This is a genomic window from Streptomyces inhibens (genome assembly GCF_022221585.1).
GTDB lineage: Bacteria > Actinomycetota > Actinomycetes > Streptomycetales > Streptomycetaceae > Streptomyces > Streptomyces inhibens.
Genome location: NZ_CP084681.1, coordinates 4,609,877 through 4,635,561, shown reverse-complemented (window position 1 = coordinate 4,635,561; position 25,685 = coordinate 4,609,877). Strand labels below are relative to the sequence as shown.

Annotated in this window: 26 protein-coding genes and 3 pseudogenes; 16 read left to right on the top strand and 13 right to left on the bottom strand. The window is 69.5% G+C overall.

Features of this window, described 5'->3' with window-relative positions:
* The first annotated feature begins 46 nt into the window (after positions 1-46).
* Positions 47-1,240, top strand: a complete 1,194-nt coding sequence (locus KI385_RS21190; protein WP_238573771.1) for an RtcB family protein — start codon at positions 47-49, stop codon at positions 1,238-1,240.
* Here KI385_RS21190 and KI385_RS44220 read toward each other — a convergent pair.
* A complete protein-coding gene (locus tag KI385_RS44220; protein ID WP_342593466.1) occupies positions 1,212-1,664 on the bottom strand; it encodes a transposase family protein in 453 nt (150 codons plus the stop codon). The genes KI385_RS21190 and KI385_RS44220 overlap by 29 nt on opposite strands.
* Before the next feature lie 594 nt (positions 1,665-2,258).
* On the opposite strand from KI385_RS44220, the gene KI385_RS21180 reads away from it, so the two are divergent.
* Complete coding sequence (locus KI385_RS21180; RefSeq protein WP_238573770.1) at positions 2,259-2,972, top strand: hypothetical protein; 714 nt, start codon at positions 2,259-2,261, stop codon at positions 2,970-2,972.
* A 93-nt stretch (positions 2,973-3,065) separates the two neighbouring features.
* Here KI385_RS21180 and KI385_RS21175 read toward each other — a convergent pair whose 3' ends face one another.
* The 4 genes and pseudogenes from KI385_RS21175 to KI385_RS21160 all read right to left on the bottom strand — a co-directional run bounded on the left by KI385_RS21175 (position 3,066) and on the right by KI385_RS21160 (position 6,083).
* Positions 3,066-3,557, bottom strand: a complete 492-nt coding sequence (locus KI385_RS21175; RefSeq protein ID WP_238573769.1) for a hypothetical protein — start codon at positions 3,555-3,557, stop codon at positions 3,066-3,068.
* Between the two features lie 39 nt (positions 3,558-3,596).
* On the bottom strand, positions 3,597-4,847 hold the full coding sequence (locus KI385_RS21170) for a putative T7SS-secreted protein (protein WP_238573768.1): 1,251 nt from the start codon (positions 4,845-4,847) through the stop codon (positions 3,597-3,599).
* Positions 4,848-4,862: 15 nt separating this feature from the next.
* Positions 4,863-5,195: a hypothetical protein gene (locus KI385_RS21165; protein WP_238573767.1), complete on the bottom strand. Its 333-nt coding sequence runs from the start codon at positions 5,193-5,195 to the stop codon at positions 4,863-4,865.
* Positions 5,196-5,571: 376 nt separating this feature from the next.
* A pseudogene (locus KI385_RS21160) lies at positions 5,572-6,083 on the bottom strand (TetR/AcrR family transcriptional regulator).
* A gap of 168 nt (positions 6,084-6,251) precedes the next feature.
* Here KI385_RS21160 and KI385_RS21155 point away from each other — a divergent pair.
* Both KI385_RS21155 and KI385_RS21150 read left to right on the top strand, forming a co-directional pair.
* Positions 6,252-6,426: pseudogene (locus KI385_RS21155) on the top strand (NUDIX hydrolase); the annotation flags it as partial.
* Positions 6,417-6,650, top strand: a pseudogene (locus tag KI385_RS21150) (RtcB family protein); the annotation flags it as partial. The pseudogenes KI385_RS21155 and KI385_RS21150, both read left to right, overlap by 10 nt.
* On the opposite strand, the gene KI385_RS21145 reads toward KI385_RS21150, so the two are convergent.
* The 3 genes from KI385_RS21145 to KI385_RS21135 all read right to left on the bottom strand — a co-directional run bounded on the left by KI385_RS21145 (position 6,622) and on the right by KI385_RS21135 (position 8,716).
* Positions 6,622-7,419 (bottom strand): DUF2306 domain-containing protein, encoded by a 798-nt coding sequence (locus tag KI385_RS21145; protein WP_238573766.1) that lies wholly within the window; start codon positions 7,417-7,419, stop codon positions 6,622-6,624. The pseudogene KI385_RS21150 and the gene KI385_RS21145 sit on opposite strands and share 29 nt — an antisense overlap.
* Before the next feature lie 120 nt (positions 7,420-7,539).
* Positions 7,540-8,298: an SDR family NAD(P)-dependent oxidoreductase gene (locus KI385_RS21140; protein ID WP_238573765.1), complete on the bottom strand. Its 759-nt coding sequence runs from the start codon at positions 8,296-8,298 to the stop codon at positions 7,540-7,542.
* An 82-nt stretch (positions 8,299-8,380) separates the two neighbouring features.
* Complete coding sequence (locus tag KI385_RS21135; protein ID WP_238573764.1) at positions 8,381-8,716, bottom strand: YnfA family protein; 336 nt, start codon at positions 8,714-8,716, stop codon at positions 8,381-8,383.
* A 98-nt stretch (positions 8,717-8,814) separates the two neighbouring features.
* On the opposite strand from KI385_RS21135, the gene KI385_RS21130 reads away from it, so the two are divergent.
* Positions 8,815-9,555 (top strand): AAA family ATPase, encoded by a 741-nt coding sequence (locus tag KI385_RS21130; RefSeq protein WP_238573763.1) that lies wholly within the window; start codon positions 8,815-8,817, stop codon positions 9,553-9,555.
* On the opposite strand, the gene KI385_RS21125 is transcribed toward KI385_RS21130, so the two are convergent.
* Entirely contained in the window at positions 9,512-11,155 is a 1,644-nt protein-coding gene (locus tag KI385_RS21125; RefSeq protein ID WP_238577776.1) for an FAD-dependent monooxygenase, read from the bottom strand. The genes KI385_RS21130 and KI385_RS21125 overlap by 44 nt on opposite strands.
* Positions 11,156-11,266: 111 nt before the next feature.
* Between KI385_RS21125 and KI385_RS21120 the strand changes: the two genes are divergently transcribed.
* Positions 11,267-11,875: a TetR/AcrR family transcriptional regulator gene (locus tag KI385_RS21120; protein WP_238573762.1), complete on the top strand. Its 609-nt coding sequence runs from the start codon at positions 11,267-11,269 to the stop codon at positions 11,873-11,875.
* Positions 11,876-11,949: 74 nt separating this feature from the next.
* Here KI385_RS21120 and KI385_RS21115 read toward each other — a convergent pair whose 3' ends face one another.
* Entirely contained in the window at positions 11,950-12,777 is an 828-nt protein-coding gene (locus KI385_RS21115) for a helix-turn-helix domain-containing protein (protein WP_238573761.1), read from the bottom strand.
* Between the two features lie 97 nt (positions 12,778-12,874).
* Here KI385_RS21115 and KI385_RS21110 point away from each other — a divergent pair, with 97 nt between their 5' ends.
* Positions 12,875-13,486 (top strand): TIGR03086 family metal-binding protein, encoded by a 612-nt coding sequence (locus KI385_RS21110; protein WP_238573760.1) that lies wholly within the window; start codon positions 12,875-12,877, stop codon positions 13,484-13,486.
* Between the two features lie 62 nt (positions 13,487-13,548).
* Here the strand turns inward: KI385_RS21110 and KI385_RS21105 are convergent, their stop codons facing one another.
* Positions 13,549-13,926: a MazG-like family protein gene (locus tag KI385_RS21105; RefSeq protein WP_238573759.1), complete on the bottom strand. Its 378-nt coding sequence runs from the start codon at positions 13,924-13,926 to the stop codon at positions 13,549-13,551.
* Between the two features lie 88 nt (positions 13,927-14,014).
* Here KI385_RS21105 and KI385_RS21100 point away from each other — a divergent pair, with 88 nt between their 5' ends.
* Positions 14,015-14,599, top strand: a complete 585-nt coding sequence (locus KI385_RS21100; protein WP_238573758.1) for a cupin domain-containing protein — start codon at positions 14,015-14,017, stop codon at positions 14,597-14,599.
* Entirely contained in the window at positions 14,596-15,423 is an 828-nt protein-coding gene (locus KI385_RS21095) for an SDR family NAD(P)-dependent oxidoreductase (RefSeq protein ID WP_238573757.1), read from the top strand. The genes KI385_RS21100 and KI385_RS21095 overlap by 4 nt, the downstream gene beginning before the upstream one ends.
* 94 nt (positions 15,424-15,517) lie before the next feature.
* Here KI385_RS21095 and KI385_RS21090 read toward each other — a convergent pair whose 3' ends face one another.
* On the bottom strand, positions 15,518-16,078 hold the full coding sequence (locus KI385_RS21090; RefSeq protein WP_128508927.1) for a hypothetical protein: 561 nt from the start codon (positions 16,076-16,078) through the stop codon (positions 15,518-15,520).
* 307 nt (positions 16,079-16,385) lie between these two features.
* Between KI385_RS21090 and hemL the strand changes: the two genes are divergently transcribed.
* From hemL to ccsB, 7 genes are all read left to right on the top strand, one after another.
* Positions 16,386-17,711 carry a glutamate-1-semialdehyde 2,1-aminomutase gene (gene hemL / locus KI385_RS21085; RefSeq protein WP_238573756.1) on the top strand — a complete coding sequence of 442 codons (1,326 nt, stop codon included), beginning with the start codon at positions 16,386-16,388 and terminating at the stop codon, positions 17,709-17,711.
* Positions 17,712-17,719: 8 nt separating this feature from the next.
* Complete coding sequence (locus KI385_RS21080; protein ID WP_181923802.1) at positions 17,720-18,400, top strand: histidine phosphatase family protein; 681 nt, start codon at positions 17,720-17,722, stop codon at positions 18,398-18,400.
* Positions 18,401-18,546: 146 nt separating this feature from the next.
* On the top strand, positions 18,547-19,773 hold the full coding sequence (locus KI385_RS21075) for a polysaccharide deacetylase family protein (protein WP_238573755.1): 1,227 nt from the start codon (positions 18,547-18,549) through the stop codon (positions 19,771-19,773).
* A gap of 77 nt (positions 19,774-19,850) precedes the next feature.
* On the top strand, positions 19,851-20,465 hold the full coding sequence (locus KI385_RS21070; RefSeq protein WP_238573754.1) for a TlpA family protein disulfide reductase: 615 nt from the start codon (positions 19,851-19,853) through the stop codon (positions 20,463-20,465).
* 11 nt (positions 20,466-20,476) lie between these two features.
* The gene (locus tag KI385_RS21065; RefSeq protein ID WP_238573753.1) at positions 20,477-21,244 is read left to right on the top strand and encodes a cytochrome c biogenesis CcdA family protein; all 768 of its coding nucleotides are present in this window, start codon (positions 20,477-20,479) and stop codon (positions 21,242-21,244) included.
* 3 nt (positions 21,245-21,247) lie between these two features.
* Positions 21,248-23,023: a cytochrome c biogenesis protein ResB gene (resB, locus tag KI385_RS21060; RefSeq protein WP_238573752.1), complete on the top strand. Its 1,776-nt coding sequence runs from the start codon at positions 21,248-21,250 to the stop codon at positions 23,021-23,023.
* The gene (gene ccsB / locus KI385_RS21055) at positions 23,020-24,105 is read left to right on the top strand and encodes a c-type cytochrome biogenesis protein CcsB (protein WP_238573751.1); all 1,086 of its coding nucleotides are present in this window, start codon (positions 23,020-23,022) and stop codon (positions 24,103-24,105) included. Before resB ends, ccsB begins: the two co-directional genes overlap by 4 nt.
* A gap of 111 nt (positions 24,106-24,216) precedes the next feature.
* Here ccsB and KI385_RS21050 read toward each other — a convergent pair whose 3' ends face one another.
* Complete coding sequence (locus KI385_RS21050) at positions 24,217-25,644, bottom strand: alkaline phosphatase family protein (RefSeq protein ID WP_238573750.1); 1,428 nt, start codon at positions 25,642-25,644, stop codon at positions 24,217-24,219.
* Positions 25,645-25,685 lie beyond the last annotated feature (41 nt).

Genomic DNA, 25,685 nt, shown 5'->3' with positions numbered 1-25,685 from the left:
TGTCCGGCTTTTGCGTTTTTCATAAATTCGGGGGAATGAGGAAGTTATGTCGTACGTCGAAGTGCCTGGTGCGCAGGTACCGATCCGGATGTGGACGGACCCGGCCACGGTGGAGGGCGTCGCGATGGAGCAGCTGCGCAACGTCGCCACCCTGCCGTGGATCCAGGGCCTGGCCGTGATGCCCGATGTGCATTACGGCAAGGGGGCCACCGTCGGCTCGGTGATCGCGATGCGCGGTGCGGTCTGCCCGGCCGCGGTCGGTGTCGACATCGGCTGCGGAATGAGCGCGGTGAAGACCTCGCTCACCGCCAACGACCTGCCCGGTGATCTTTCCCGGCTCCGCTCGAAGATCGAGCAGGCGATCCCGGTGGGCCGGGGGATGCACGACGCCCCGGTCGACCCCGGACAGCTGCACGGCTTCCCGACGGCGGGGTGGGGGGACTTCTGGGCGCGGTTCGACGGGGTCGCCGAAGCCGTCAAATTCCGTCAGGAACGTGCCACGAAGCAGATGGGTTCGCTGGGATCCGGCAACCACTTCATCGAGTTCTGTCTCGATGACAACGGCGCGGTGTGGCTGATGCTGCACTCCGGCTCCCGGAACATCGGCAAGGAGCTGGCCGAGTTCCACATGGGACAGGCCCAGAAGCTGCCGCACAACCAGGGCCTGGTCGACCGCGACCTCGCCGTCTTCATCGCGGACACCCCGCCGATGGCGGCGTACCGCAACGACCTGTTCTGGGCGCAGGAGTACGCCAAGCACAACCGGGACGTGATGATGGCGCTCTTCCAGGACGTCATCCGCAAGGAGTTCAAGAAGGCCAGGCCGACGTTCGAGCCGGTGATCTCCTGCCACCACAACTATGTGGCGGAGGAGCGCTACGACGGCATGGACCTGCTGGTGACCCGTAAGGGCGCGATCCGGGCCGGCAGCGGCGAGTACGGCATCATTCCGGGCTCGATGGGCACCGGCTCGTACATCGTCAAGGGCCTCGGAAACGCCGCCTCGTTCAACTCCGCCTCTCACGGAGCCGGCCGCAAGATGAGCCGGAACGCCGCGAAGAAGCGGTTCTCCACCAAGGACCTGGAGGAGCAGACGCGGGGTGTGGAGTGCCGTAAGGACTCCGGTGTGGTGGACGAGATCCCGGGCGCCTACAAGCCGATCGAGAGGGTCATCGATCAGCAGCGGGACCTGGTCGAGGTCGTCGCCAAGCTCAAGCAGGTCGTGTGTGTGAAGGGCTGACGACCTTGGGGCGGTAGGTGGGCCGATTGGCGGCGCGGTCGGAGACGAGCGAGGCGATGGCCATGTGGGTCTCGGCGTAGTAGGTCTCGCGGCGCCGTCGCTCGCGCCGGACGTACTTGTCGCCGTCGCACGCGTCGGCCTTCGGCTTTTTCGGCGGGGCGGTGACCTGGTCGGGGAACTCCTTGGCCAGGCCCGTGTATCCGGCGTCGACCTGGGCTTTCACCGTCGGGCGGAGGCGGAACTGCTCGCAGATGCCCTCGCTGCGGACCACACTCTGATCGTGCATCCGGCCCGGGCGGACGACTCGGGACAGCAGCATGTGCCCCTGGCCGTCACTGAACGTTGTGGTCTTGATGGTGTTCTGCCTGCGCTTGCCGGAGACGAACGCCCTCCGGCCGGGCCGGCCCGCCTGCGGACGGCGCACTTGCGTCTCGGTGCCGTTGATCCGCAGCTCGACGCCCTCGGCCTCTGCGTAGGCGAATACGTCCTCCAGCGTGCGCAGCCGCAGCCCGGGCCGGCCGGGGACGGCGAAGGCCCGGGCGGCGAGTAGGGGGCGGACCTGGCGGATCGCGGCGGAGACGGTGGAGCGATCCCCCCGTACAGCCCGGCCAGTACCGCGCGCGGCAGCCCGTGTCGCAGATGCACCGGCGTGACCAGGAGCCGGTCGACCAGTACCGGCCTGGGCTTGCGCCCGGCCCCGGCCCCGGCCGCTCGCTGCCTCGGTCCGCCACGCTCCGCGTGCAGCGCCGAGTCACGCGTTGCCTCCCACGGGACAGCGAGCTCGTCGAGTAACTCGCCGAGATGTGCACGAGAGACGCCGGACGAAGCAGGGTGGGAACAGACCGCACGCGCCCAGGTCAGCACAACTCACCCAACCCGTAAGGTCCTTGTCACGTCACGACATAACCGCACCCGAGGTATTCCCCTCAATTCCGTTAGCGGGGCAAACGGGGGTGACCCACCCGCCGTCCACCCCCGACACGTGCGTTCATCGCGCCGTCCGACATACTCATGCCGCGTGAACGAGGCATGGGAAGTACTCATTTTCATCGGCATGATCCTGTTGATGGCCGCTATCTTCGGACTCTGCATCTGGGCCTGGCGGTCCGGAAACAAAAGGGACGGCCGAAGCTCCCAACAGTGGGAAGAGCTCATCCAGTTCGTGGAGGCCCGGGGCTGGAGCCACACTGCTTGGGTTCCCGGCGCGGGAGACCGCTACTGCGGGGGAGACCCACTTCCCATGAAGGGCACCAATATCCCCATCCGGGACCACATCGTCGGCGAATTCCGGGGTCGCCCGATCAGCTGCTTCGAGTACACCTCGCGCGACATGAACGCGGACGGCCCGGACTCGGTGCTGTACTCCGCGGTGTTCGCCGTGACGATGCCGACGCCCGTACCACGGATGGTCATCAAAAAGCCGCGGGCAGTGGACAAGGTGAACGCGCGCGCGGACGCCCTGTTCGGTGGCGGCAAGGTGATGGAGCTGGGCGACCCCGCATTCGACGAGGCATTTCGCCTGATCGCCAACGACGAAGAGTTCGCGCGCAGTGCCCTGACCGGCTCCATGGCGCAGTTCCTCACCTCCGACCCCCGCGCCAAGGGCCAGCCTCTCCGGTTCCAGGAAAACCTTCTGCTCACCTGGCATCGGGGGCGGCTCCGGGCGGAAGAGATCGAACAGAAGCTGAACTATCTGTGCGACGTCCTGGACCGCTTGCCGGCGCAGGCATAACACCCCGCCTGAATGACGGCGTTCGTGGTGAGCCCCTCGCGGATGAGGATCGCGAGGGGCTCACCCATGAGCGTCGAGGTGCCCGCCCAAGACTTACGCTGCGCCAAAGCCCGCCGGGCGAATGGACTTGACGAATTCCTCGTAGTCTTCCGCGACCTGATCCAGCTGGGACTGCTTGGCCGTCAACGCCAGCTCGATCACTGCGTGTGTGGACGGGTCGCGCGCATCCTGCACGAGCAGGTAGACCTGGCTCTGGACCAACTCCACGGGCAATCCGCGCAATGTGGTGGAGATCCGCAGCGTTTGAGTCAGCGCGGGCAATTCCGGGGTCCCCCCCTGCGCCTGCTTGGCGACGGTCACCGTCGCCCCCTCACGCAGCCGCTCGACCGATTCGTGCGCGACTGCCACAAGGTCGGTTTCGTCCCGAATTTGACCGGCGATCGTGATATTAGCGGTGAACTTGTCCTGCGACTCGAGGTGGAGTGCGATGAAAGCCACTCCGGGAGCGCCCACCTCATCGGGGGGCGCCGGCTGCCAGCCCTCCGGCAGGGAAAATTCGATCTTTACCGGCAGTGTGGTCGCCATCGTGGATCAACTCCTAGTGTGCGAAATGCGAGGCCAGCGTCATCCGAAGGGGTTGATGGCATCCAGCCCATCGCCGACGGCGTCGAGGCCCTCACCCACCTTGTCACCGATGTCGCTGACCGTGTCGACGACCTTGTGCGGGTCGATCTCCATCTGGAAGCCAACCTTGCCCCCGAGTCCGAGCCCGACGCCCACATCGGCACCGATGACGAACTTTCCGTCCTTCATGCCGGCATCCGCATGGGCCGCAGCTCCGGCTCCGGCCCACCCTTCCGCGGTGGCACCGGCCCCGATACCGCCCACGTCCGCGTGGGCGCTCGCAGTCGCCTTGGCGCCCGCGAACGCCTCGGCGCCCGCGTGCACTCCGTCCTTGCCCACGGATGTGGTCGCCGTCGCTTCAGCGCCGACGAACGCCGAGGCGTCACCCTTGACCGCGGCGGGGCCGTACTCGACGCCGCCCTCCGCGGAGGCCTTCGCCAGGTACGCGGAACCGCTGGCTCCGGCCTGGAGTCTGCCGTCCTTGACCGACGCGCCCACCGAGCCTTCCGCCCCGAGAAGTTTGAGCTCGGCCTTCCCGGATACCTTCCCGTCGTCTCCGAACTGCGACTCGCCTTCGGCCCCCTTCTCCCAGGCGTTCACCTCGGCCTTCCGCTCCCACAGCTTGGCCTCGAAGCCTCGGGGCTTTTTGGCATTGGGATCCGCGGGCGGCGCATCGGGGTCAGGCTTCGAGGCGCCGTAGAACTTCTGGTGCTGTTCGCTCAGCGGGGTGGATTCGTAGTCCTTGAGGGTGACGTTGGTCTTCCCTGATTCCTTTTGCTGTTCGGCCGTCTTGCCTGCCCTTTGCAGCCAGGACGGCGCGTCGGAAGCGCCTCCCGCCGCATCCCCCAGTTTTCCCGCCGCCGAATCAGCTTCGTCCCGCAGATTCTGGCGGGCGGTTTTCAAAATCAGCTGGGCCTGGCTTTCATTGCCGCCGTCCCACAGCTCGATGGCCTCCCGCGCCTGCCCCTGTGCCGCGCTCAACGCCGTGGCGTACCTACTGACCGCCCCAGCCGCGTCGGACAGCGCATCGGAAGCGTAGAGCCAGTTCTTCTTCTCACCGGAAAGCTTTTCCCAGAACTGGTCGCTGGCCGCACCGTTCCAGCCGGATATTCGTACGGCGCCCAGTCCCTGAGCAACGGTTTCGAATTTTCCGGATTGTTTCTTCAGCGCCCGCGCGACGCCCTCGATTGCCCCTGCGTCGCCAGGGATGAGCCCCTTGGGGTCTTTTGTTTCGCCCAGCTCTTCCGTCATGCCCATCCCCCGCTGTTACAGTCCCGAACCGTTCTTATGCTGATTTATGTACTGCATATACTCGTCGGTATGGGATTCGTTTTGCTCGTAGGTGTCCGCTTGGCTTTTTAGCTTGTCCGACATGTCGCCGGCATGGTCGCCGAGAACGAGATAGGCCACTTCCCACGTATCGCAAAAAGTTTCGAACTTATCGGCGAGGATCTTTTCACCCTGCCCGGAACCATCAAAGTCCTCGTTCAGTGCTGAGAAATCGGCACCCTTGGCCGGGTTAAGACATTTCAGTACATCTGAAGCCCCGGCCCTGAGCTCATCCGGATCGGCTTTAAAGCCATCGCGATTAATGGACACCCTCGAACCATCCCCCGTGAACGCGCGCTAATGACAGGCGAGTTGGCACTGCCGTTCGGGCGAATCTATCACCGCCTGTGGGCCCGTCAGGTCGCCGGGGCGGTTCGAGTCCTCCGTCCGCAACTCGCCCTATTAATCCTGCTAGTTTCACAGATCGACCTATCGCTGAATTGTCCGGTCGACGTCTCGGCATGAACAGGTTGGGCGGCGGCGGCACTCAAGTAGAGGAAAGCGCAGGGGAGTTCGAACAATTCCCTCATCGCGACTGCGTAGGACAATTGCCCCGTCCCGCCACCGACGATTCCTGGAGGCATCCACCCCACCTTCGCCAACCTCTTCAACGGCATACTGACGCCCGCTCATCGTTATTCGGAAATCACGGGACGATACGTAGCAATGAGGGTCGGTCAGGTATCACTCGCCCGGTGAACATCAGCAGCAGTTCGTCGGCGATCTCGTCCAGCGAGGCGTCGATCGCGCCCGCTGTCCAGTCGTGCAGCAGCCGTTGACCGCGCTGATGAAGGCCGTCACGGCCACCCGGTGGTCGCGTTCTTCGCGTACGAACGGAATGCTGCGGCCGCGCGCTCCTCGACGCCGCCCTCCGGCATCGCCGCGAGCGCGCCGACCGCGGCCTCCTGGGCCCATTCGTTGATGCGCAGCGTGCAGCGCGGCGAGCACCTCTTCGAGGTCGCCGAACTCCTCGTCGAACTGACGGGTGGACAGGCCCGCTTCCTCGCACAGGGCGCTCACCGACGTGGCGCGGTATCCGGGGCCGCCGCCGAAGAGTTGCAGTCCCGCGTCGAGCAGCCGCTGCCGGCGCTCCGCGCGTCGTTCACCAGCAGTTCTGCCGCCGTATCTACCGGTGGGCTGCTTCGCTCCGGCCGCCACCGGACCTCCCTGGGGCGTCGTGCCGTGATTCTCCCCCCGCACGTAAGGCCAGCACTGCACGTGATCGACAAGCCCCGGACTGGATGCGGTCCGGGGCTCCTGGGGACACTCACCGTGTGCCCGCGCCCCCGTCCGGGATGCCGTACCCGCGTGAGAGGGGCGGCGAGCATGCAGTGGAAGACGTACGGCGAGCGGCAGATCTACACCAACCCATGGGTGAATCTGCGCCTTGTCGATGGTGAGCAGCCGGACGGCCGGCGCTGGGAACACCCCGCCGTGCGGCTGCGACACCTCGCCGTGGCGGCCGTGGTGAATGATCAGCGGGAAGTTCTCATGATCTCCTGCCACCACAACTATGTGGCGGAGGAGCGCTACGACGGCATGGACCTGCGGTTCTCCACCGAGGACCTGGAGGAGCAGACGCGGGGTGTGGAGTGCCGTAAGGACTCCGGTGTGGTGGACGAGATCCCGGGCGCCTACAAGCCGATCGAGAGGGTCATCGATCAGCAGCGGGACCTGGTCGAGGTCGTCGCCAAGCTCAAGCAGGTCGTGTGGGTGAAGGGCTGAGCGAAGAGCCCGGAGAAGGGCGGCGCGGCGCGGTGTGCGCCGTGCCGCCCTTTGTGCGTCTGCGGGCCGCTGTCCTGGTGTGGCGCTGGACCAGGTACTCGGCGGCGATCAGGTTGAGGACAAGGGCTGTCCAGGAGGTGGTGCTGGCGATGTCGTGGGTGGCGGCGAGCGGGTTGCCGGCGTAGGAGACGGGGTCGGAGAGCTGGGCCGCTACGAGGTGTTCGACCAGGGGCTGGATCAGGCGTGAGGTGATGGCGACGAGGGTGAGGGAGTAGTTGCGGATCATCCACACCCTGTGGTCGGCGTAGCGGCGATGGGGCTCCCCCCTGCTCGTGAGAGCTTGCGGGCGGGCGGCGCGGTAGCCGGCGATGCCGGTGAGGGTCCAGAGAACGTCGAGGACCCCCAGGGACAGCTGGTTGCTGAGTCCCAGGGGGGTGAAGTAGACGACGGGGATGCCGACCAGGGCCGAGGGGAAGACGCCGGCGAAGAAGTAGGCGCGGCCGGTCCAGCGGTGGGCGGCCGGGTGGCGGCGGCGCAGCCAGGGCCAGGACTGGGCGAGGCCGGTGAGCACGGCGATGGCGGCGGTGAAGATGTGCGCCACCAGGAGGGCGAAGTGCAGGTCGCTGCGTGGCGGGATGCGGCTGGTGTGCAGGTCGGGCGGCACGTAGGCGGTCAGGGCCTGGCAGGTGACGAGCACGGTTGCCGCGGTGAGGGGGAGCAGCCAGGCGGCGGTGCGCAGGCGGCGGTCCTGGTGCGTGGTGGAGGGCATGCGTCCACTGTCGCGGGGGGAACGGGCCGGGACACGGGGCCCGGACACCCGGTTGGGGGGTGTACCCAGGCCCCGTATTCCGGAGGGTGGTGGTGCCGGCGGGCGGGCCCGCCGGGTGCCTCAAGTGGTGCGGTGCACCTTGGAGTTGGAGGCCTGGGCGCGGGGGCGGACGACCAGGAGGTCGATATTGACGTGGGCGGGGCGGGTGATCGCCCAGGTGATGGTGTCGGCGACATCCTCCGCGCTGAGCGGCTGGTCCACGCCCTCGTAGACCTTGGCGGCCTTGGCGGTGTCGCCGCGGAAGCGGGTGGTGGCGAACTCGTCGGTCTTGACCATGCCCGGGGCGACCTCGATGACGCGCACCGGCTCGCCGCACAGCTCCAGGCGGAGGGTTTCGGCGATGACATGGGCGCCGTGCTTGGCGGCGACATATCCGCCGCCGCCCTCGTAGGTGCCGTGCCCCGCGGTGGAGGAGAGTACGACGACGGTGCCGTCGCCGGAGGCGGTGAGCGCGGGCAGCAGCGCCTGCGTCATATGGAGCACACCGAGCACATTGACCTCGTACATGGCGCGCCAGTCGGCGGGGTCGCCGGTGGCGACCGGTTCGGCGCCGAGGGCGCCGCCGGCGTTGTTGACCAGTACGTCGATGGAGGGGTAGCGGTCCAGGGAGGCCGCGAAGGCGTCGACGGCGGCGCGGTCGGTGACGTCGAGTGCATAGGCCTCGGCGTGCGGGAGTTCGGCGGCGAGCGCCTCGACGCGGTCCTTGCGGCGGGCGGTGAGCACGACGTGGTAGCCGGCCGCGGCCAGCGCTCGCGCGGTGGCGGCGCCGATGCCGCTGCTCGCTCCGGTGACGACGGCGGTACGGGCCTCGGCGGTCATGGCGCTCTCCTCGCGGCGATGGGGGTCCCCTCCTCGTCACGAGCCGGGGAGGGTGCTGCGCGGCCAGGATATGCAGGTGTGGTCAGCGGCTTCGGGGGGCGTACATGATCACTGCCATACCGGCCAGGCAGATCAGTGCGCCGATGACGTCCCAGCGGTCGGGACGGTAGCCGTCGGCGACCATGCCCCAGGCCAGCGATCCGGCGACGAAGACACCGCCGTACGCGGCGAGGATGCGGCCGAATTCGGCGTCCGGCTGGAGGGTGGCGACAAAGCCGTACACGCCGAGCGCGAGCACTCCGGCGCCGATCCAGACCCAGCCCCTGTGCTCGCGGATCCCCTGCCAGACGAGCCAGGCGCCGCCGATTTCGAAGAGGGCGGCGACGACGAAGAGGGCGGCGGAGCGGGCGATCAGCATGGGGAAAGCGTAAGGAGGGTGGGCGGCCGCCCGCCCGGGTGCAGAGCCGGGCCGCGGTCTCGTGGTGGGTGTCAGTGGGGTGTGAGAGCTTCGGGGACATGCTGATCGAACGGGCTTACGTGGACCTTCCGGAGGGCGAGGGGACGGCCGAGGACGGCTGGCCCTGGACGGTGCCGTGTGTGCGCCAGTTGGCCGAGGAGGGGCTGATGTTTCGCGCTCCGGTCACTTTTCTGGTGGGGGAGAACGGTTCGGGGAAGTCGACGCTGGCCGAGGCGCTGGCGGAGGGGTTCGGGCTGGATTCGTACGGCGGCTCCGCCGGCTACAAGTACGCCAGCTCGCGGGAGGCGTCGCTGCTCGGCGGTCTGATGCGGTTCGATCCGACGCGCGAGGGGCGCCGGATGGTGCGCGGGCCGCGGGTCCGTCGGCGGGGGTTCTTCCTGCGGGCCGAGACGGCGCTGGATGCGCTGAGCCGGGAGCGGCAGTCGCAGCGTCTGTCCCAGGCCCCGGACGACATGAGCCACGGGGAGGGCTTCTTGATGGCCTTCCGGGAGCGGTTCGCGCAGCGGGGGCTGTATGTGATGGACGAGCCGGAGGCGGCGCTGTCCTTCTCCTCCTGTCTTGAACTGGTCGGGCTGATGGGCGAGTTGGGGAGTGGCGGCGCACAGATCATCTGCGCCACGCACTCCCCGCTGCTGACGGCGCTGCCCGGCGCCGAGATCGTTGAGGTCGGTGAGCACGGGATGCGCTCGGTGGAGTGGGCGGAGCTGGGGCTGGTCGACCACTGGCGGCGCTATCTCAACGATCCGCGGGCGTATCTGCGGCATGTGCTCCCGGGGTGAGGGTGGTGATCGGGGTGGTGGGCAGGGAGGCGCCCGCGGGCTGCGCCCCGGTCCAGTGGATGAGCGCGGTGCGTAGCGCCGCGGCGCGCTCGGCGGGGGCGGTGGCGTCGGTGGCCCAGGCGATATAGCCGTCGGGGCGTATGAGGAGCGCGGTGCGGCGGTCGCTCTGCCAGCAGGCGGTGCGGACGCGGTCGTCGGCGGGGCGGAGGGGGTCCCCCTGGCTCGTCGGAGCGTGCGGGACGGCGGGTTCGTCGGCGGGGGTGATGAGGACGAACGTGCCCCGGCGGAGGAGTTCATAGAGGCGGCTGCCATCCGCCAGACGGAAGTCGGGGGCGCGGCGGCCGGCCAGCGGATGGGCGCCGGGCCCGGCGGGGTAGGCGATACCGATGCCGGAGAGGGTGAGGATCGCGCGCCGGGACAGCGGCCGTACGCGGTTGACGAGCTGGGCGGCGAGCGCGCGGACGGCGTGTCCGGGCCTGGTGTGCAGCAGGGCGAGCCGGACGATGGCGCCGCTGCTGCGCAGCACCATCCTGCCCACCGGGTGGCGCTCGCTCTGGTAGGTGTCCAGCAGGGTGTCGGGGGCGTGGCCCCGGAGCACCGCGGCCAGCTTCCAGCTGAGGTTGGCGGCGTCCTGGAGGCCGGTGTTCATGCCCTGGCCGCCGGCGGGGGAGTGGACATGGGCGGCGTCACCGGCGAGGAAGACCCGGCCGACGCGGTACTCGGGCACCTGGCGCTCTTCGCTGTGGAAGCGGGAGATCCAGCGGGCGTCGTGCATGCCGTGGTCATTGCCGAGGGCGAGCCGGGTGAACTCGCGGACCTCGTCGAGGTCGGCGGGTACGTCGTCCGCGGGCTGATGGTGGCGGTTCCAGCCGATGACGCGGTACCAGCCGTCGCCGAACGAGCCGATCAGGGCGAACGCGTCATCGTTGGCGTTCACGACGAAGGGGGAGTCGGGCTCCTGGGCCAGCCGGACATCGGCGAGCACCACGGAGCGGATCACGGACTTGCCGGGGAAGGGCTGGCCGATGGCCTCGCGGACGCTGCTGCGGACGCCGTCGGTGCCGACGACGTAGGCGGCGCGGGCGCTGCCGGTGCCCTCGGCGTCGTGGAGGCGCACCGTGACGCCCTCCGCGTCCTGAGCGAGGCCGAGCACCTCACAGTCGTACCGGAAGGTGACGCCGGCCTGCCGGGCCCGCCGCTCCAGCAGCCGCTCGACCTCGAACTGGGGGGTGACCAGCACGAACGGGAAGCGGGAGGGGAGCTGGGTCGGATCGAGGGTGGCATGCCCGAAGAGGCGCAGGTCGGATATCGGATGGCCGCCGGCGACCAGCTCATCGGCGAGTCCGCGGGCGTCCAGCTGCTCCAGGGTGCGGGCATGCACGACCAGGGCGCGGGTGAGGTTGCTGGTGGTGTCGTTGCGGCGCTCCAGGAGCGTGACGCCGAAGCCGGCCTCGGCGAGGTCTCCGGCGAGCAGCAGGCCGGTGGGGCCGGCGCCCACGACGATGACGTCCGCATCGCGGGCCTCGTGAGCCTTGGAGGTGCTGGTGGCCTTGCCGGGCCCGGTGTCACTGCCGCCCGTCTTGCGGTTCATGCCGTTCATGCCGTTCATGACTTCCGCCTCCCATGCCAACGCGTGTTGGTCAACGCTTGTTGGCAAGCGTAGGGCGGTCCCGCCTGGCGTGTCAACAGTCGTTGGCCTACAGTTGTTGACATGGTCGAACACGCTCCCTCCGCCGCCGGTACCGCGCCCGATGCCGACCCCGCGCGCCCCCGCCGCTCCGCCGCGACCCGGGCCGCGATCCTGGCCGCCGCCAGGGACCGCTTCGCCGCGGACGGCTATGAACGCGCCACCATCCGCGCCATCGCCAAGGACGCGCGCATCGACCCGTCGATGGTGATGCGCTACTACGGCAACAAGGAGGGCCTCTTCGCGGCCGCCTCCGAGATCGATCTGCGCGTCCCGGACCTCTCCCGTGTGCCGCGCGAAGAGCTCGGCGCCCGGCTCGTACGCCATTTCCTGGAGCGCTGGGAGTGCGACGAGACCCTGACGGCGATGATGCGCGTCGGCGTCACCAATGAGGCGGGCGCCGAGCGGATGCGCGGTGTGTTCGCCGAACAGATGGGGCCGGTCCTCGCCGCGGTCAGCCCGGTGCCCGAGGAGGCGCCGACCCGCGCCGCCCTGATCGCCTCGCAGATCCTCGGCATGGCGCTGTGCCGCTACGTCCTGCACCTCCCGCCGGCCGTCGGCCTCAGCCACGACGAGGTCGTCGCCTGGCTGGCCCCCACCGTCCAGCGCTATCTGACGGCGGAACAGCCCTGAGATCCGCGGGCGCGGAACAGCCCTGAGATCCGCGGGCGCGGAACGGCCCTGAGCTCGCGGGTGCGGCCGCGGGCTCAGCGCGCGTACGCGGTCGGCGGGACCCCGACCGTCGCGGTGACATCGCGGATCAGATGCGCCTGATCGCTGTAGCCCAGCTCGGCGGCGAGCGCGGGCCAGTCGACCTCCGCGTCGGACGCGGCGCGCTCCAGTGCCTCATGGACCCGGTAGCGCAGCAGCACCCACTTGGGGCTGACCCCGACGTACCCGGCGAACAGCCGCTGTAGCGCCCGTACCGACAGGCCCTCGGCCCGTGCGAAGTCCGCGACACGGCGGATCGTACGGTCCGTGCGGATCCGGTCGGCCAGCCCCATGGCGAGATCGGCCTGGGCGAGGATCCGCGGCTCGGCCCGTAGGAGCGGCGTCAGAACGGCGTCCAGTGCGGCCACCCGGGCGTCCTCGTCGTCCGGCCCCAGCACGGCGGCCGCGGCGCCGGACGCGGCGGGCGCCACGTCGATGCCCCCGAAGACCGTGGCCAGCGGCAGCCGGCGGTCCGTCCAGTCCGTGACCGGCCGCTCCGGGGCGAACGGCCGGAACCCGCCGGGCCGGAACTGCACCCCGCACACCCGGCCGCGCCCCACCAGCTTCTGCGAGAACAGCTCCAGCCCCACGCCCGCGACCTCGCCGAACGCGGGACGGTCGGCGTACCGCTGGAGGACGAGGTTCACACACGGGTGCGGGACGACATGCGTGGCGTACGGCTCGGACAGGTCCCAGTCGATCAGCCAGTAGTGCTCGACGTACGGACGCAGCGGCACGGCGGGGGTGCGGCGGCGAAACCGCACCCGGGTGAAGAGCTCGGGGGCATCGACGATGCCCCGGGTGTCGCGCCGTGGAGCGGCCATGTCCTGGATCCTAGAGCGGGCCGCGGCCCTCGCGACGGCTCCGGACTGTCGCATTTCTTCAAGCCGCCGCCGGCCCGCCGCCCGTAGCGTCATCGGCATGACAGACGTAACTGACACTACGGATGAAACGCCCGCGATCGCGCCGATCAGCGTGCTCCTGGAGGCCGCGTCACAGGCGGCGCTCCCCGTACTGCGCGGGGTGCGCGACGACCAACTGGAGCGGCCGACGCCATGCGCCGCATACGACGTGCGGGCGCTGCTCAACCACCTCTTCCATGTGGTCGTCGCCTTCCGGTCGCTGGCCGCCAAGAAGGACGCGGACTTCAGCCACACCCCCGACCGGCTCGGCGAATACGGGGCGCGGTGGCCCGACCGGTTCGCGGACGAGGCCGCGCGGCTGGCCGAGGCCTGGGCGGCGCCCGGTGCGGAGGAGGGCCTCAGCGGCGGGATGCAGCTGCCGGCCCGGACCGTCGGGGCGATGGTGCTGCTGGATCTGACGGTGCACACCTGGGACGTGGCGCGGGCGACCGGCCAGGCGTACGCGCCGGCCGCGGAGTGCCTGCCCGAGCTGCGGGCGCTGGTCGCGCGAATGGCGCCGACGGCCCGGAAGATGAACGTCTTCGCCGAACCGGTCCCCGTACCGCCGGGCGCCTCGGACCTCGACGTCCTGCTGGCGGAGACGGGGCGCGACCCGCACTGGGCCGGCTGACGGCAGGCGGCTCGCCGGGCCGCCGGGCCGCCTGCCTCAGGCCCCTGCCTCAGGCCCCTCCCTCAGGCCCCGGCTCCGCCCCGCGGCGACGGCACCCGCTCCGCGACCCGCCGCAGATGCCCCTCGAACACCCCTCGCGCCTCGGGCGTCAGCGTCCGCAGCGCCACCATCGCCGTGAGGATCACATCGCACAGTTCGCTGTGCACGTCGTCCCAGGTGTGGCTGTGGCCCTTGCGCGGATTCTGGCCGGTGGCCCCGATGACCGCCTGCGCGACCTCGCCGGCCTCCTCCGAAAGTTTCAGGATGCGCAGCAGCCGCTCCTGTTCGGGCGGCAGCACACTCTCCCGGTCCAGCCAGCGCACCAGATCTTCGACGGCCCCCCAGAGGGCTGACGGGGCGTCGGCCGAGGCGGTCGTCGAGCTGCTCGGGGTATCAGACATGGCCCGATTGTGCCCGCGCCGGCGCCGCCTTCGTGCCTAGGCTGGATCACCACCGACGGACGGCAACGGAGTGGGAGGGACCCCGCAGATGAAAGCGCACCGCACCTCCCGCGACCGGCTTCCCGAGGCGCTGATCGAGTTCTACGGGCTGGCGCCGCTGTCCCGGGAGGGCGGGCGGTTCCGGCAGACGTGGGCGGGCCCGGCGCGCCCCGACGGGCGGCCCGAGGGGACGGCGATCGTGATGCTGCTGACCGCGGAGCCGGGTGACTTCTCCGCCCTGCACCGGCTGCCGACCGATGAGATCTGGCACTTCTATACGGGCGATCCGCTCACCCTGCTCCTTCTGTCCGAAGGCGGCGGCTGTGGCGAAGGCGGCGGTCGTGGCGAAGGCGGCGGTCTCTCCCAGGGCGGCGGCCTCGCCGAAGGCGGCGCGGGGCGAGCCCGTACCGTCGTCCTCGGGCCGGACGTCCTGGGCGGGCAGCACGTCCAGTTCACCGTGCCGGCCGGTACGTGGATGGCCGCCGAGGTCGCCGACGGCGGCGCCTGGACGCTCTTCGGCTGCACCATGGCACCCGGTTTCACCTTCGAGGACTACGAGCACGGGGACGCCGCCGAACTGGCCGCGCGCTTCCCCCAGGAGGCAGCGCGGATCACCGCGCTGAGCCGGCCATGACCGACCCGACCGACCCGACCGACCCGACCGACCCGATCGCCCCCCACGCCCCCGGCCGTCCCGGCCTCCCCGACCTCACCGGCCAGGTCGCCCTCGTCACCGGCGCCGCCGGCGGCATCGGCACCGGGATCGCACTGCGGTTCGCCGCCGCGGGCGCCGCGGTCGTGGCGCATTACCGTACGGGCGCCGGTGCGGCCCGGGCGCTGGTCGCGCGGATCGAGGAGGCCGGCGGGAGCGCGCTGGCGCTGCGCGCCGATCTGACCGTCGAGGAGGAGTGCCACCGTCTGGTGGCGGAGGCGGCCGGCTGGCGCGGACGGCTGACCGCGCTGGTGAACAACGCGGGGGTGCAGCCCACGCAGGAGCTGGCGGCGATGTCGCTCGCCGACTGGCGGGCGGTGGCGGATCCCAACGTGCACAGCGTGTTCGCCTGCACCCAGGCCGCGGCGGCGGTGATGCGGAAGGGCGGCGGAGGGACGGTGACCCATATCGCCTCGATCGAGGCGGACCGTCCGGCGCCGCACCACGCCCACTACTGCGCGTCCAAGGCGGCGGTGGTGATGCACGCGCGCGCGGCGGCGCTGGAGTACGGGGCGTACGGCATCCGTGTCAACAGCGTCTCGCCGGGGCTGATCGCGCGCCCCGGCCTGGCGGACGACTGGCCGGAGGGCGTACGCCGCTGGCAAGAGGCGGCGCCCACCGGGCGGTTGGGCCGGCCCGAGGATGTGGGCGATGCCTGTGTCTTTCTCGCCTCGCCGATGGCTTCCTGGATCACCGGGCACGATCTTGTCGTGGACGGCGGGGTCTCGGCCCGGCCCACCTGGTGAGCGGCCCGCCCGCCCGGTGAGTGACGGGGCACGGGCGCCTGTTGCGGGGAGGCCGGGCCGGCGCCGCCTCAGGTCGCCGCGCCCTCGCCGACGACTACGGCCACACCAGGCAGTACGCCTGATGCCCCGCCTCGTGCAGCCGGTGGCTGAAGTCCTGCCATTCGTGCAGGAGCTGGTAGACGGTGAAGGCGTCGCGCGGGCCGCCGCGGTCGGGGACGGTGGACCAGATGAAGGCGGCCGCGCCGACCGACTCCTCGCCGACGCCGCGCAGCGGATCGACCACGGTCATCGGGAGCTTGACGACGGCGTAGTCGGGGTGGAGGACGACAAGTTCGAGCGGCGGAACCTTATGGAGGGGTATGCCCTCTATACCGGTGAGGACCATGGCGGCCATCGTCTCCGGCTTGATCTTGGTGAACATGCCGCCCATACCGAGCTCGTCACCGCCGAGTTCCTCGGGGCGCATCGAGATGGGGACACGGGCCGCCGTCGCGCCATTGGGCGCGCCGAAGTACTTGTACGTCACCCCCATGCGGCCGCCCCTGATGTCCCCACCCTTGATGCCCTCGGTGTCCTCGCGCCGGTGACGGCCGCGCTGGGCGCGCTCGGGACCCCGGTCATCGGTTCCCTCGCCCAGTTCGCCACCGCGATGCATATCTCCACCCGACCACTCGCAGCCCCAGCCGCGCAACCCGATCATCGTCTCAGAGACCTCCCCCGTCGTGAGCGCATGAAACGCCCGGCCGCACGCCCCCGTGCGCCTCTGAGACCATTGCTTGCGTGACTTACTCGTACGTCGCCCCAGTTTCGCAGACGAGTGGGGGATGACGCCCGGTCGAAGGCGAGAGGAATCAAAAAAGGATCGAGAGGGAACCGAGCGGCACCGGAAGGTGGTCCGCGAGGGGATTCCCGCACCGTAGTCAGCCGGGCCGTGTCAGCGCGCCGCCGCCCTCCCTCCGTTTATGCAGGTCAGGATCACAGTGTCTTTTCCGTATGAAGCCCCTGTTTCGCAGTCGCTGTTCGAGCGTGCGTCCGTCGTGACGCCGGGCGGCGTCAATTCTCCCGTGCGGGCGTTCCGGGCCGTGGGCGGTACGCCCCGGTTCATGGTGTCCGGTACCGGTCCGTACCTCACCGACGCCGACGGCCGTGAGTATGTCGACCTCGTGTGCTCGTGGGGGCCGATGATCCTCGGCCACTCGCACCCCGAGGTGATCGCCGCGGTCCAGGAGGCGGTCGCCCGCGGTACGTCCTTCGGTACGCCCGGCGCGGGCGAGGTCGAGCTGGCCGAGGAGATCGTGGCCCGGATCGAGCCGGTCGAGCAGGTGCGGCTGGTCTCCAGCGGTACCGAGGCGACGATGTCGGCGATCCGGCTGGCGCGCGGTTTCACCGGCCGGCCGAAGGTGGTCAAGTTCGCGGGCTGCTATCACGGGCATGTGGATGCGCTGCTGGCGGCGGCCGGCTCGGGGGTGGCGACCTTCGGTCTGCCGGACACGCCGGGTGTGACGGGCGCCCAGGCCGGTGACACGATCGTGCTGCCGTACAACGACATCGAGGCGGTGCGGGCCGCGTTCGCCGCGCACCCGGGCGAGATCGCCTGTGTGATCACGGAGGCGTCGCCGGGCAACATGGGCGTGGTGCCGCCGCTGCCCGGCTTCAACCAGGGCCTGAAGGACGTGTGCTCCGACAACGGCGCGCTCTACATCTCCGACGAGGTGATGACCGGCTTCCGCGTCAGCAGGGCCGGTTGGTACGGGATTGATGGGGTACGTCCGGATCTGATGACCTTTGGAAAGGTCATGGGCGGTGGCTTCCCGGCCGCGGCCTTCGGCGGCCGCGCGGACGTCATGGCGCACCTCGCCCCGGCCGGCCCGGTCTACCAGGCGGGCACCCTGTCCGGGAATCCGATCGCCACCGCGGCTGGTGTCGCGCAGCTGCGGCTGCTGGACGACGCCGCGTACGAGACGGTCGACGCGGTCTCCGCCGAGCTGCGCTCGCTGGTCACCGACGCGCTGGCCAAGGAAGGCGTCGCGCACCGCCTCCAGGTCGCGGGCAACATGTTCTCGGTCTTCTTCACCGACCGGGACGTCACGAACTACGACGCGGCCAAGGAGCAGGAGTCCTTCCGCTTCACCGCTTTCTTCCACTCGATGCTGGCGCAGGGCGTCTACCTCCCGCCGTCCGCCTTCGAGTCGTGGTTCGTCTCGACCGCACACGACACGCAGGCCGTCGAGCGGATCGCGGCCGCGCTGCCGGCCGCCGCGCGGGCCGCCGCCGAAGCGACTGAATGATGGGTGACATGAGCAGCGAAGACATCACCGTCGTGCATCTGATGCGGCACGGCGAGGTGCACAACCCCGACGGTGTGCTCTACGGGCGCCGGCCCGGCTATCACCTCTCCGATCTGGGGCGGAAGATGGCCGACCGGGTGGCGGAGCACCTCGCGGAGCGGGACATCACGCATGTCGTGGCCTCGCCGCTGGAGCGTGCGCAGGAGACGGCGCTGCCGATCGCCGGTGCGCACGGTCTGGAGCTGGCCACCGACGAGCGGTTGATCGAGGCGGCCAACGTCTTCGAGGGCAAGACCTTCGGGGTCGGTGACGGTGCGCTGAAGAAGCCGGGGAACTGGAAGTACCTGACGAATCCGTTCCGGCCGTCCTGGGGCGAGCCGTACATCGAGCAGGTCGTACGGATGATGGCGGCGCTCGGCGCGGCGCGGGACGCGGCGCGCGGGCACGAGGCGGTGGCGGTCAGCCATCAGCTGCCGATCTGGATCGTGCGCAGCTTCGCGGAGCGGCGGCGGCTGTGGCACGACCCGCGGAGGCGGCAGTGCACGCTGGCCTCGCTGACGTCGTTCACGTTCCACGGCGACAAGATCATCTCGGTGGGGTACAGCGAGCCGGCGCGCGACCTGGTTCCCTCCCATCTTCTGGCGGGCGCCAAACCCGTCAAGGGAAAGGCCAAGGCTTTCGGGGCCTGACGCTGCATCACTTGGCGGTATGTCAAAAGCCAGCAAAATGAAATACCTGAGCGATTAACCCAGAACCCCCACGCTCGACATGCCCTCCTCTCCATTGTCCGTTTATATGGATATTGAGTTCGGCGAGTACGGATGGGGACGAGGGTATGCGCGCGATCAGTCGGCGAAACCTGCTGGGTATGGGAGTTGGTGCAGCCGCGGCACTGGGCGTCGCCGGCTGCTCCTCGTCGAGCTCGGACGCGGGGGCGGACAAGCAGCGGGTGAAGAACTCCGTCCAGGCTCGCCCCAAGCTCATCGGTGACGGCTCGACAGCGAATTACGGCGTGCAGCCCCATCAGCCGAAAGCACCCGAACGGATGGAGCCCGGACAGACCCCGCCGCAGTTCGTGGTCTTCTCCTGGGACGGCGCGGGAGAGGTCGGCAACGGCCTCTTCCCCCGCTTTCTCCAGCTCGCCAAGGACCATGGCGCGGCCATGACCTTCTTCCTCTCCGGTCTGTACCTCCTGCCCGAATCCCAGAAGCACCTCTACGAACCGCCGAACAACCGGCGGGGCGCCTCCGCCATCGGCTACCTCAGCGATGACCACATCAAGGAGACGCTGAAGAACGTCCGTCAGGCCTGGCTGGACGGCCACGAGGTCGGCACCCACTTCAACGGCCACTTCTGCGGCACCGCCTCGACCTCGGTCAAACACTGGACCCCCCAGCAGTGGCAGTCCGAGATCGACCAGGCGATGGACTTCGTCACCAAGTGGCGCACCAACACCGGCTTCACGGATCTGGAGCCGCTGCCGTTCGACTACCGAAAGGAATTGGTCGGTGCCCGTACGCCATGTCTCCTGGGTCAGAAAAATCTGCTGCCCGTAGCCAAAGAACTCGGCTGGCGCTATGACGCCAGCTCGCCCGGCGGCCTGCAGATGTGGCCGAAGAAAAAGATGGGTATCTGGGACTACCCGCTCCAGCAGATTCCTTTCCCCGGGCACTCTTTCGAGGTCCTCTCGATGGACTACAACATCCTCGCCAATCAGTCGAAGAACTCGACGAAGGCCCCGCCGGCCAACTACCCGGGCTGGCGGCAGCAGGCCACCGACGCATATATCTCCGGATTCCGCCGGGCGTACGAGACCAACCGTGCGCCGTTCTTCATCGGCAACCACTTCGAGCAGTGGAACGGCGGCATCTATATGGACGCCGTCGAGGAAGCGGTCAAGCACATTGCCAATGAGCAGAACAACGATGTCCATCTGGTGTCGTTCCGGCAGTTCACCGACTGGATGGACGCCCAGGACCCCGAGGTATTGCGCAAGCTCCAGCAGATCCCGGTCGGCAGGCGGCCGGCCGCCGGCTGGAAGTCCTATCTGACAGCCGCCTGACATGCCCCTTTGTACCGGGGTGAGCCGTCCGAGGGGGGCGCGGAAGATCCGGAATGGGCCCATGCGAAACTTTTCACATGAGTGCCTGCCGTGCCCCACGCCGCCTCGCGAGCCGCCGCCGGATCACCCTGCTCGCCGCAGGGGCCGCGGCCGCCGCACTGACGCTGAGCGCCTGCGGCGACGGCGCCTCCGGCGGCTCGGCCCAGACCCGGTTCGTCCAGGGCAAGAACGGCGTCGACACCGTCAAGAAGGACAAACGGCAGTCGGCGCCCGATCTCTCGGGCGAGACCACCACCGGCAAGAAGCTGGACGTCGCCGACTACAAGGGCAAGGTCGTCGTCGTCAACGTCTGGGGATCGTGGTGCGGTCCCTGCATCGCCGAGGCGCCGAACTTCGCCAAGGTCGCGAACGAGACCAAGGACAAGGGCGTCCAGTTCGTCGGGATCAACACCCGTGACTCCGAGAAGTCGCAGGCCACCAGCTTCGAGGAAGAGCACAAGATGCCCTACCCGAGCCTGTTCGACCCGACCGGCCGGCTGATGCTGCGCTTCCCCAAGGGCAGCCTCAACCCCCAGTCGATCCCCTCCACGATCGCCATCGACCGGCACGGCAAGATCGCCGCCCGCTCGATCGGCCCGCTCGCCGAGGACGATCTGCGCAAGATGATCGACCCGCTGATCGCCGAGAAGTGATCGCGCCAGAGATGGAACTCGCACAGCTCGCCGCCGCCGCGGGAAACCAGACCGTCCTGACCGGCGCCCTGCTCGCCGCCGTGCCCGTCGCACTGCTCGGCGGGCTGGTCTCCTTCTTCTCGCCCTGCGTCCTGCCGCTGGTCCCCGGCTATATGTCGTATGTGACCGGCGTCACCGGCACCGACCTCGCCGACGCCAAACGCGGCCGGATGCTCGCCGGCGCCGCCCTCTTCGTCCTCGGCTTCACCGCCGTCTTCGTCTCCGGCGGCGCGCTCTTCGGCTTCTTCGGACAGAACCTGCAGGAGTACAAGGACACCATCTCGCGGGTGCTCGGCGGGCTGATGATCCTGCTCGGACTGGCCTTCGCGGGCGTGCTCAAGCGCTTCGGACAGCGCGAACTGCGCTTCCACAAGAAACCCGCCATGGGGCTGCTCGGCGCGCCCGTGCTCGGGGTGCTCTTCGGCGTCGGCTGGACGCCCTGCCTGGGCCCCACCCTCACCGCCGTCAACACCCTCTCGCTCTACCAGGCCAGCGCCGCCCGCGGTGCCCTGCTCACCGTGGCGTACTGCCTCGGCCTCGGCCTGCCGTTCATCGCCGTCGCACTGGCCTTCCGCCGGGTGCTCGGCGCGTTCGGCTGGGTCAAGCGGCACTACGTGTGGGTGATGCGGGCCGGCGGCGGCATGATGGTCGCGCTCGGCCTCCTCCTCGTCACCGGCGTCTGGGACAGCCTGATGTCCGAGCTCCAGAGCTGGACGCAAAGCTTCACCGTTGGGATCTGATTGATGTCCACCAAGACCGACACCCCCCGCGACCCGGACACCGGCGCGGCGTCCGCGGCCGACGCGGGCAGCGATCTCGGCGCGGCCGGATCCCAGCTCTCCACCGCGCCCACAGAAGACGTCACCTTCCCCTCGCTCGGCCCGCTCGGCTGGGCGCGCTGGTTCTGGCGGCAGCTGACCTCGATGCGGGTGGCGCTGCTGCTGCTCTTCCTGCTGTCGATCGGTGCGATCCCCGGCTCGCTGATCCCGCAGACCAGCATCGACCCCGTCAAGGTCGATCAGTTCAAGGCCGAACACAGCACGCTCGGCGACATCTACGACAAGCTCGGGATGTTCCACGTCTACAGCTCGGTGTGGTTCTCGGCGATCTACCTGCTGCTGTTCATCTCGCTGATCGGCTGCATCGTGCCGCGCAGCTGGCAGTTCGTCGGACAGCTCCGCGGCCGCCCGCCGGGCGCCCCGCGCCGGCTGACCCGGCTGCCCGCGTACACCACCTGGCGGACCGACGAGGACCCCGACAAGGTCCTCGCGGCGGCCGAGCGGATGCTGAAGAAGCGCCGGTTCCGGGCCCACCGGGCCGGCTCCGCGGTCGCCGCCGAGAAGGGCTATCTGCGCGAGGTCGGCAACCTCGTCTTCCACATCGCGCTGATCGTGATGCTGGTGGCCTTCGCCGTCGGCGGCCTGTGGAAGTCCGAGGGCGGCAAGCTGATCACCGAGGGCGACGGCTTCGCCAACAGCCTCACCCAGTACGACGACTTCAAGTCCGGTGCCTTCTTCGACACCGACACCATGGAGCCCTTCGGCTTCACCCTCAACAAGTTCGTCGCGACCTACGAGCGCTCCGGACCGCAAAAGGGCACCCCGCGCGTCTTCCGCGCCGATGTCACGTACTTCTCCGGCGCGGACGGCAAGGAGCACAAGACCCCGATCGAGGTGAACACCCCGCTCGACATCGCGGGCTCGAAGGTCTACCTGCTCTCGCACGGCTACGCACCCGAGGTCACCGTCAAGGACGGCCGCGGCAAGGTCGTCTACAAGGGCGCGGTGCCCTTCCTCCCGCAGGACCCCAAGAACTTCACCTCGACCGGTGTGGTGAAGGTGCCGGGCGCGCAGACCAAGGACGGCAAGCGCAATCAGCTCGGCTTCCAGGGCTTCTTCGTGCCGACCTTCGGCGGCAAGGGCTCCGGCTCGATGTTCTCGCAGTTCCCCGCCCTCGACTATCCGGTGCTGACGCTGACCGCCTACCACGGTGATCTGGGCGTCGACTCCGGGCTGCCGCAGAACGTCTACCAGCTGCAGAAGAAGAACCTGAAGCAGTACAAGGTCAAGGGCGCCCCGCTCGCCAAGATGATGCTGCCCGGCGAGACGATGAAGCTGCCCAACGGCGACGGCTCCATCCAGTTCACTGGCATCAAGAACTGGGCCAGCTTCAAGATCACCCACCAGCCGGGCAACGGCCTCGCGCTGACCGGCGCGGCCGCCGCCCTGCTGGGCCTGGCCGGCTCGCTGTTCATCCAGCGCCGCCGGGTGTGGATCCGGGCGGAACGGGTCACCGAGAACGGCATCGGCGTCACCGTCGTCGAGATGGCCGGCCTCGGCCGCAGCGAGTCCGCCCGGCTGCCGGAGGAACTCACCGATCTCGCACTGGCGCTGGAGCCCGACGCCCCGCTCGCCCCGAACGCCGCACCCGGCACCGATTCCGACACCCCCTCCCAAGACACCGCGGAGCCCACTGACTCTGACGGACCTGCTGACCCCTCTGAAGGAGCGCGCGCGTGAACGTCGCTGCCGCAGCCAACGAGACACTGGCGCACAACAGCAATCTGCTGGTCTATTCGGCAATGGCGGTCTATACGCTCGCCTTCCTCGCGCACATGGCCGAGTGGGTGTTCGGCAGCCGCAGCAAGGTCGGCCGCACCGCCGCCGCCCTGACCGCCCAGGTCAAGGCGCCCGCGACGGTCTCCGTGGCGGCGCAGAAGGGCGGGGGCACGGCCGTACTGGAGCGGCCCAAGGTCATCACCAAGTCCGCCGCCGGCAGCCGCGATGTCCCCGACGGGCCGGGCGCCGCGGGCGGTACGGAGAAGGGCGACCTCTACGGACGGATCGCCATCTCGCTGACCGTCCTGGCCTGGGCGCTGCACGTGGGCGGCGTCGTCACCCGCGCCCTGTCCGTACAGCGTGCCCCCTGGGGCAACATGTACGAGTTCTCCACCACCTTCGCCGCGGTCGCGGTGGGCGCCTACCTGCTGCTGCTCACGCTCAAGAAGAACGTCCGCTGGATCGGCCTGCCGCTGATCACCACCGTCCTGCTCGACCTCGGTCTGGCCGTCACGGTGCTCTACACCGCCAGCGACCAGCTGGTGCCCGCGCTGCACTCGTACTGGCTGTGGATCCACGTCAGCTGCGCGATCATCTCCGGCGCGGTGCTCTACCTCGGCGCCGTCGCCACGCTGCTGTTCCTCTTCCGCGACCGCTACGAGGCCAAGCTCGCCGACCCGACGGGCGACCAGCCCGGCGCGTTCGCCACGTCCGTGCTGGAGCGGCTGCCCTCCGCCGCCTCGCTGGACAAGTTCGCCTACCGCATCAACGCCACGGTCTTCCCGCTGTGGACGTTCACCATCATCGCGGGCGCCATCTGGGCCGAGGCCGCCTGGGGCCGCTACTGGGGCTGGGACCCCAAGGAGGTCTGGACCTTCATCACCTGGGTCGCCTACGCCGGCTATCTGCACGCCCGCGCCACGGCCGGCTGGAAGGGCCGCAAGGCCGCCTGGCTGGGCCTGATCGCCTTCGCCTGCTACCTGTTCAACTACTACGGCGTGAACATCTTCGTGACGGGGCTCCACTCCTACGCGGGAGTCTGACCCACCGCGGTAGCGTGCCCACCGTGCCGTACGGGAAGACGGCCTCCTGGCGAGGCCGATCCCGTACGGCACCGTCGTATCCAGGGAGAAGCGCGCCCGGCCCCGCCGCGCTCAGCGCCGCCTGCGCCGCCCGCGCTCCTGGCGCGGCGGCCACTGGCCCGCGCCCGGCAGCGTCGGCTTCGGCAGATTCGCCACCTCCCACCGCGCCTCGGCCAGCTTCTCGGCGGTGTCGTCCGGCAGCCGCGGCGGCCGGCGCGCCGCATGGCGGAAGCCGAACGCGGAGGTCAGATCGCCGAACGCGGCCCGCCGCCAGTCGCTGATGTTGGGCTCCTCGACGCCCGTCCAGCGCTCCAGGAACTGCAGCACCGACGTGTGGTCGAAGGGATCACCGGCGGCCCAGCCGCCCACCGTCCACGGCGAGACGATCAGACACGGCACCCGGAAACCACCGCCGATCGGCAGGCCCTGGACGAACTCGTCCTTCGTCCCGGCGGGCGGCACCGGCGGCGGCACATGGTCGAAGAGGCCGTCGTTCTCGTCGTAGTTGAGGAGGAAGACCGTCTTGGCCCACACCTTCGGGTTGGACGCGATCGCCTCGATCTTCCGGGCGACGTAGTCGGCACCGGCGGCCGGCAGAAAGTCCGGGTGCTCGGACTGGTGGCTGGTGGGGATCAGCCAGGAGACGGCCGGCAGCCGGTCGCCCCGGGCGTCGTCCTCGAACGTGCCGGCCGGCTGCGGCCGCATCCCGCGCTCGTAGAGCGGCTCGCCCGGCTTGGCGTCCCGGAAGGTCTGGAACTGCTCCAGCAGATTGCAGCCGTAGTCGTCCTCCTCCTGGTAGACCTTCCAGCTGATGCCGGCCGCCTCCAGGCGCTCCGCGTACGTCGTCCAGCGGTACGGCTTGGGCGCGGTGTTGTTCAGCACCGGACCGCCCAGCTTGCCGCCCGGGTCGAGGGTGCCGGTCATCCAGTAGAGCCGGTTGGGCCAGGTCGGGCCGAAGACCGAACAGAAGTAGTTGTCGCAGAGGGTGAAGGCCTCGGCGAGGGCGAACTGGAAAGGGATGTCCTCGCGGGTGTGATAGCCCATCACATACGGACCGTTGACGCCGTCGGCCTTGCGGTGCGCGGGCAGCCAGCGGTCCATCCGGCCGCCGTTCCACGCCTCGTGCTGCACGGACCAGGCATGGCTGGTGGACGGGATGGCCTGCGCGCTGGAGGTGTGCGTATTGAGCCGGAACGGCAGCAGATAGCCGTCCGGGTTCTGCGCGTCCGGCTGGTGGAAGACGGACCGGCCGTCCGACAGCGTGAGCGCGTCCGGGTCGGCGAAACCACGGACGCCGCGCAGGGTGCCGAAGTAGTGGTCGAACGAGCGGTTCTCCTGCATGAGCATGACGACGTGCTCGATGTCGTGCAGCGAGCCGTGACGTGCGGGTCCGGCGGCGACGGCCTTTTGGACGCTGGGCGGCAGCAGTGACAGCGCGGCGGCGCCGCCGACCACACCGGCCGCGGAGCCGAGGAGTCTGCGTCGGGTCATCTCGGGCATATGTGCCACTCTCCCTGAGTCGCGTGAGCCTCAGTGGGCCG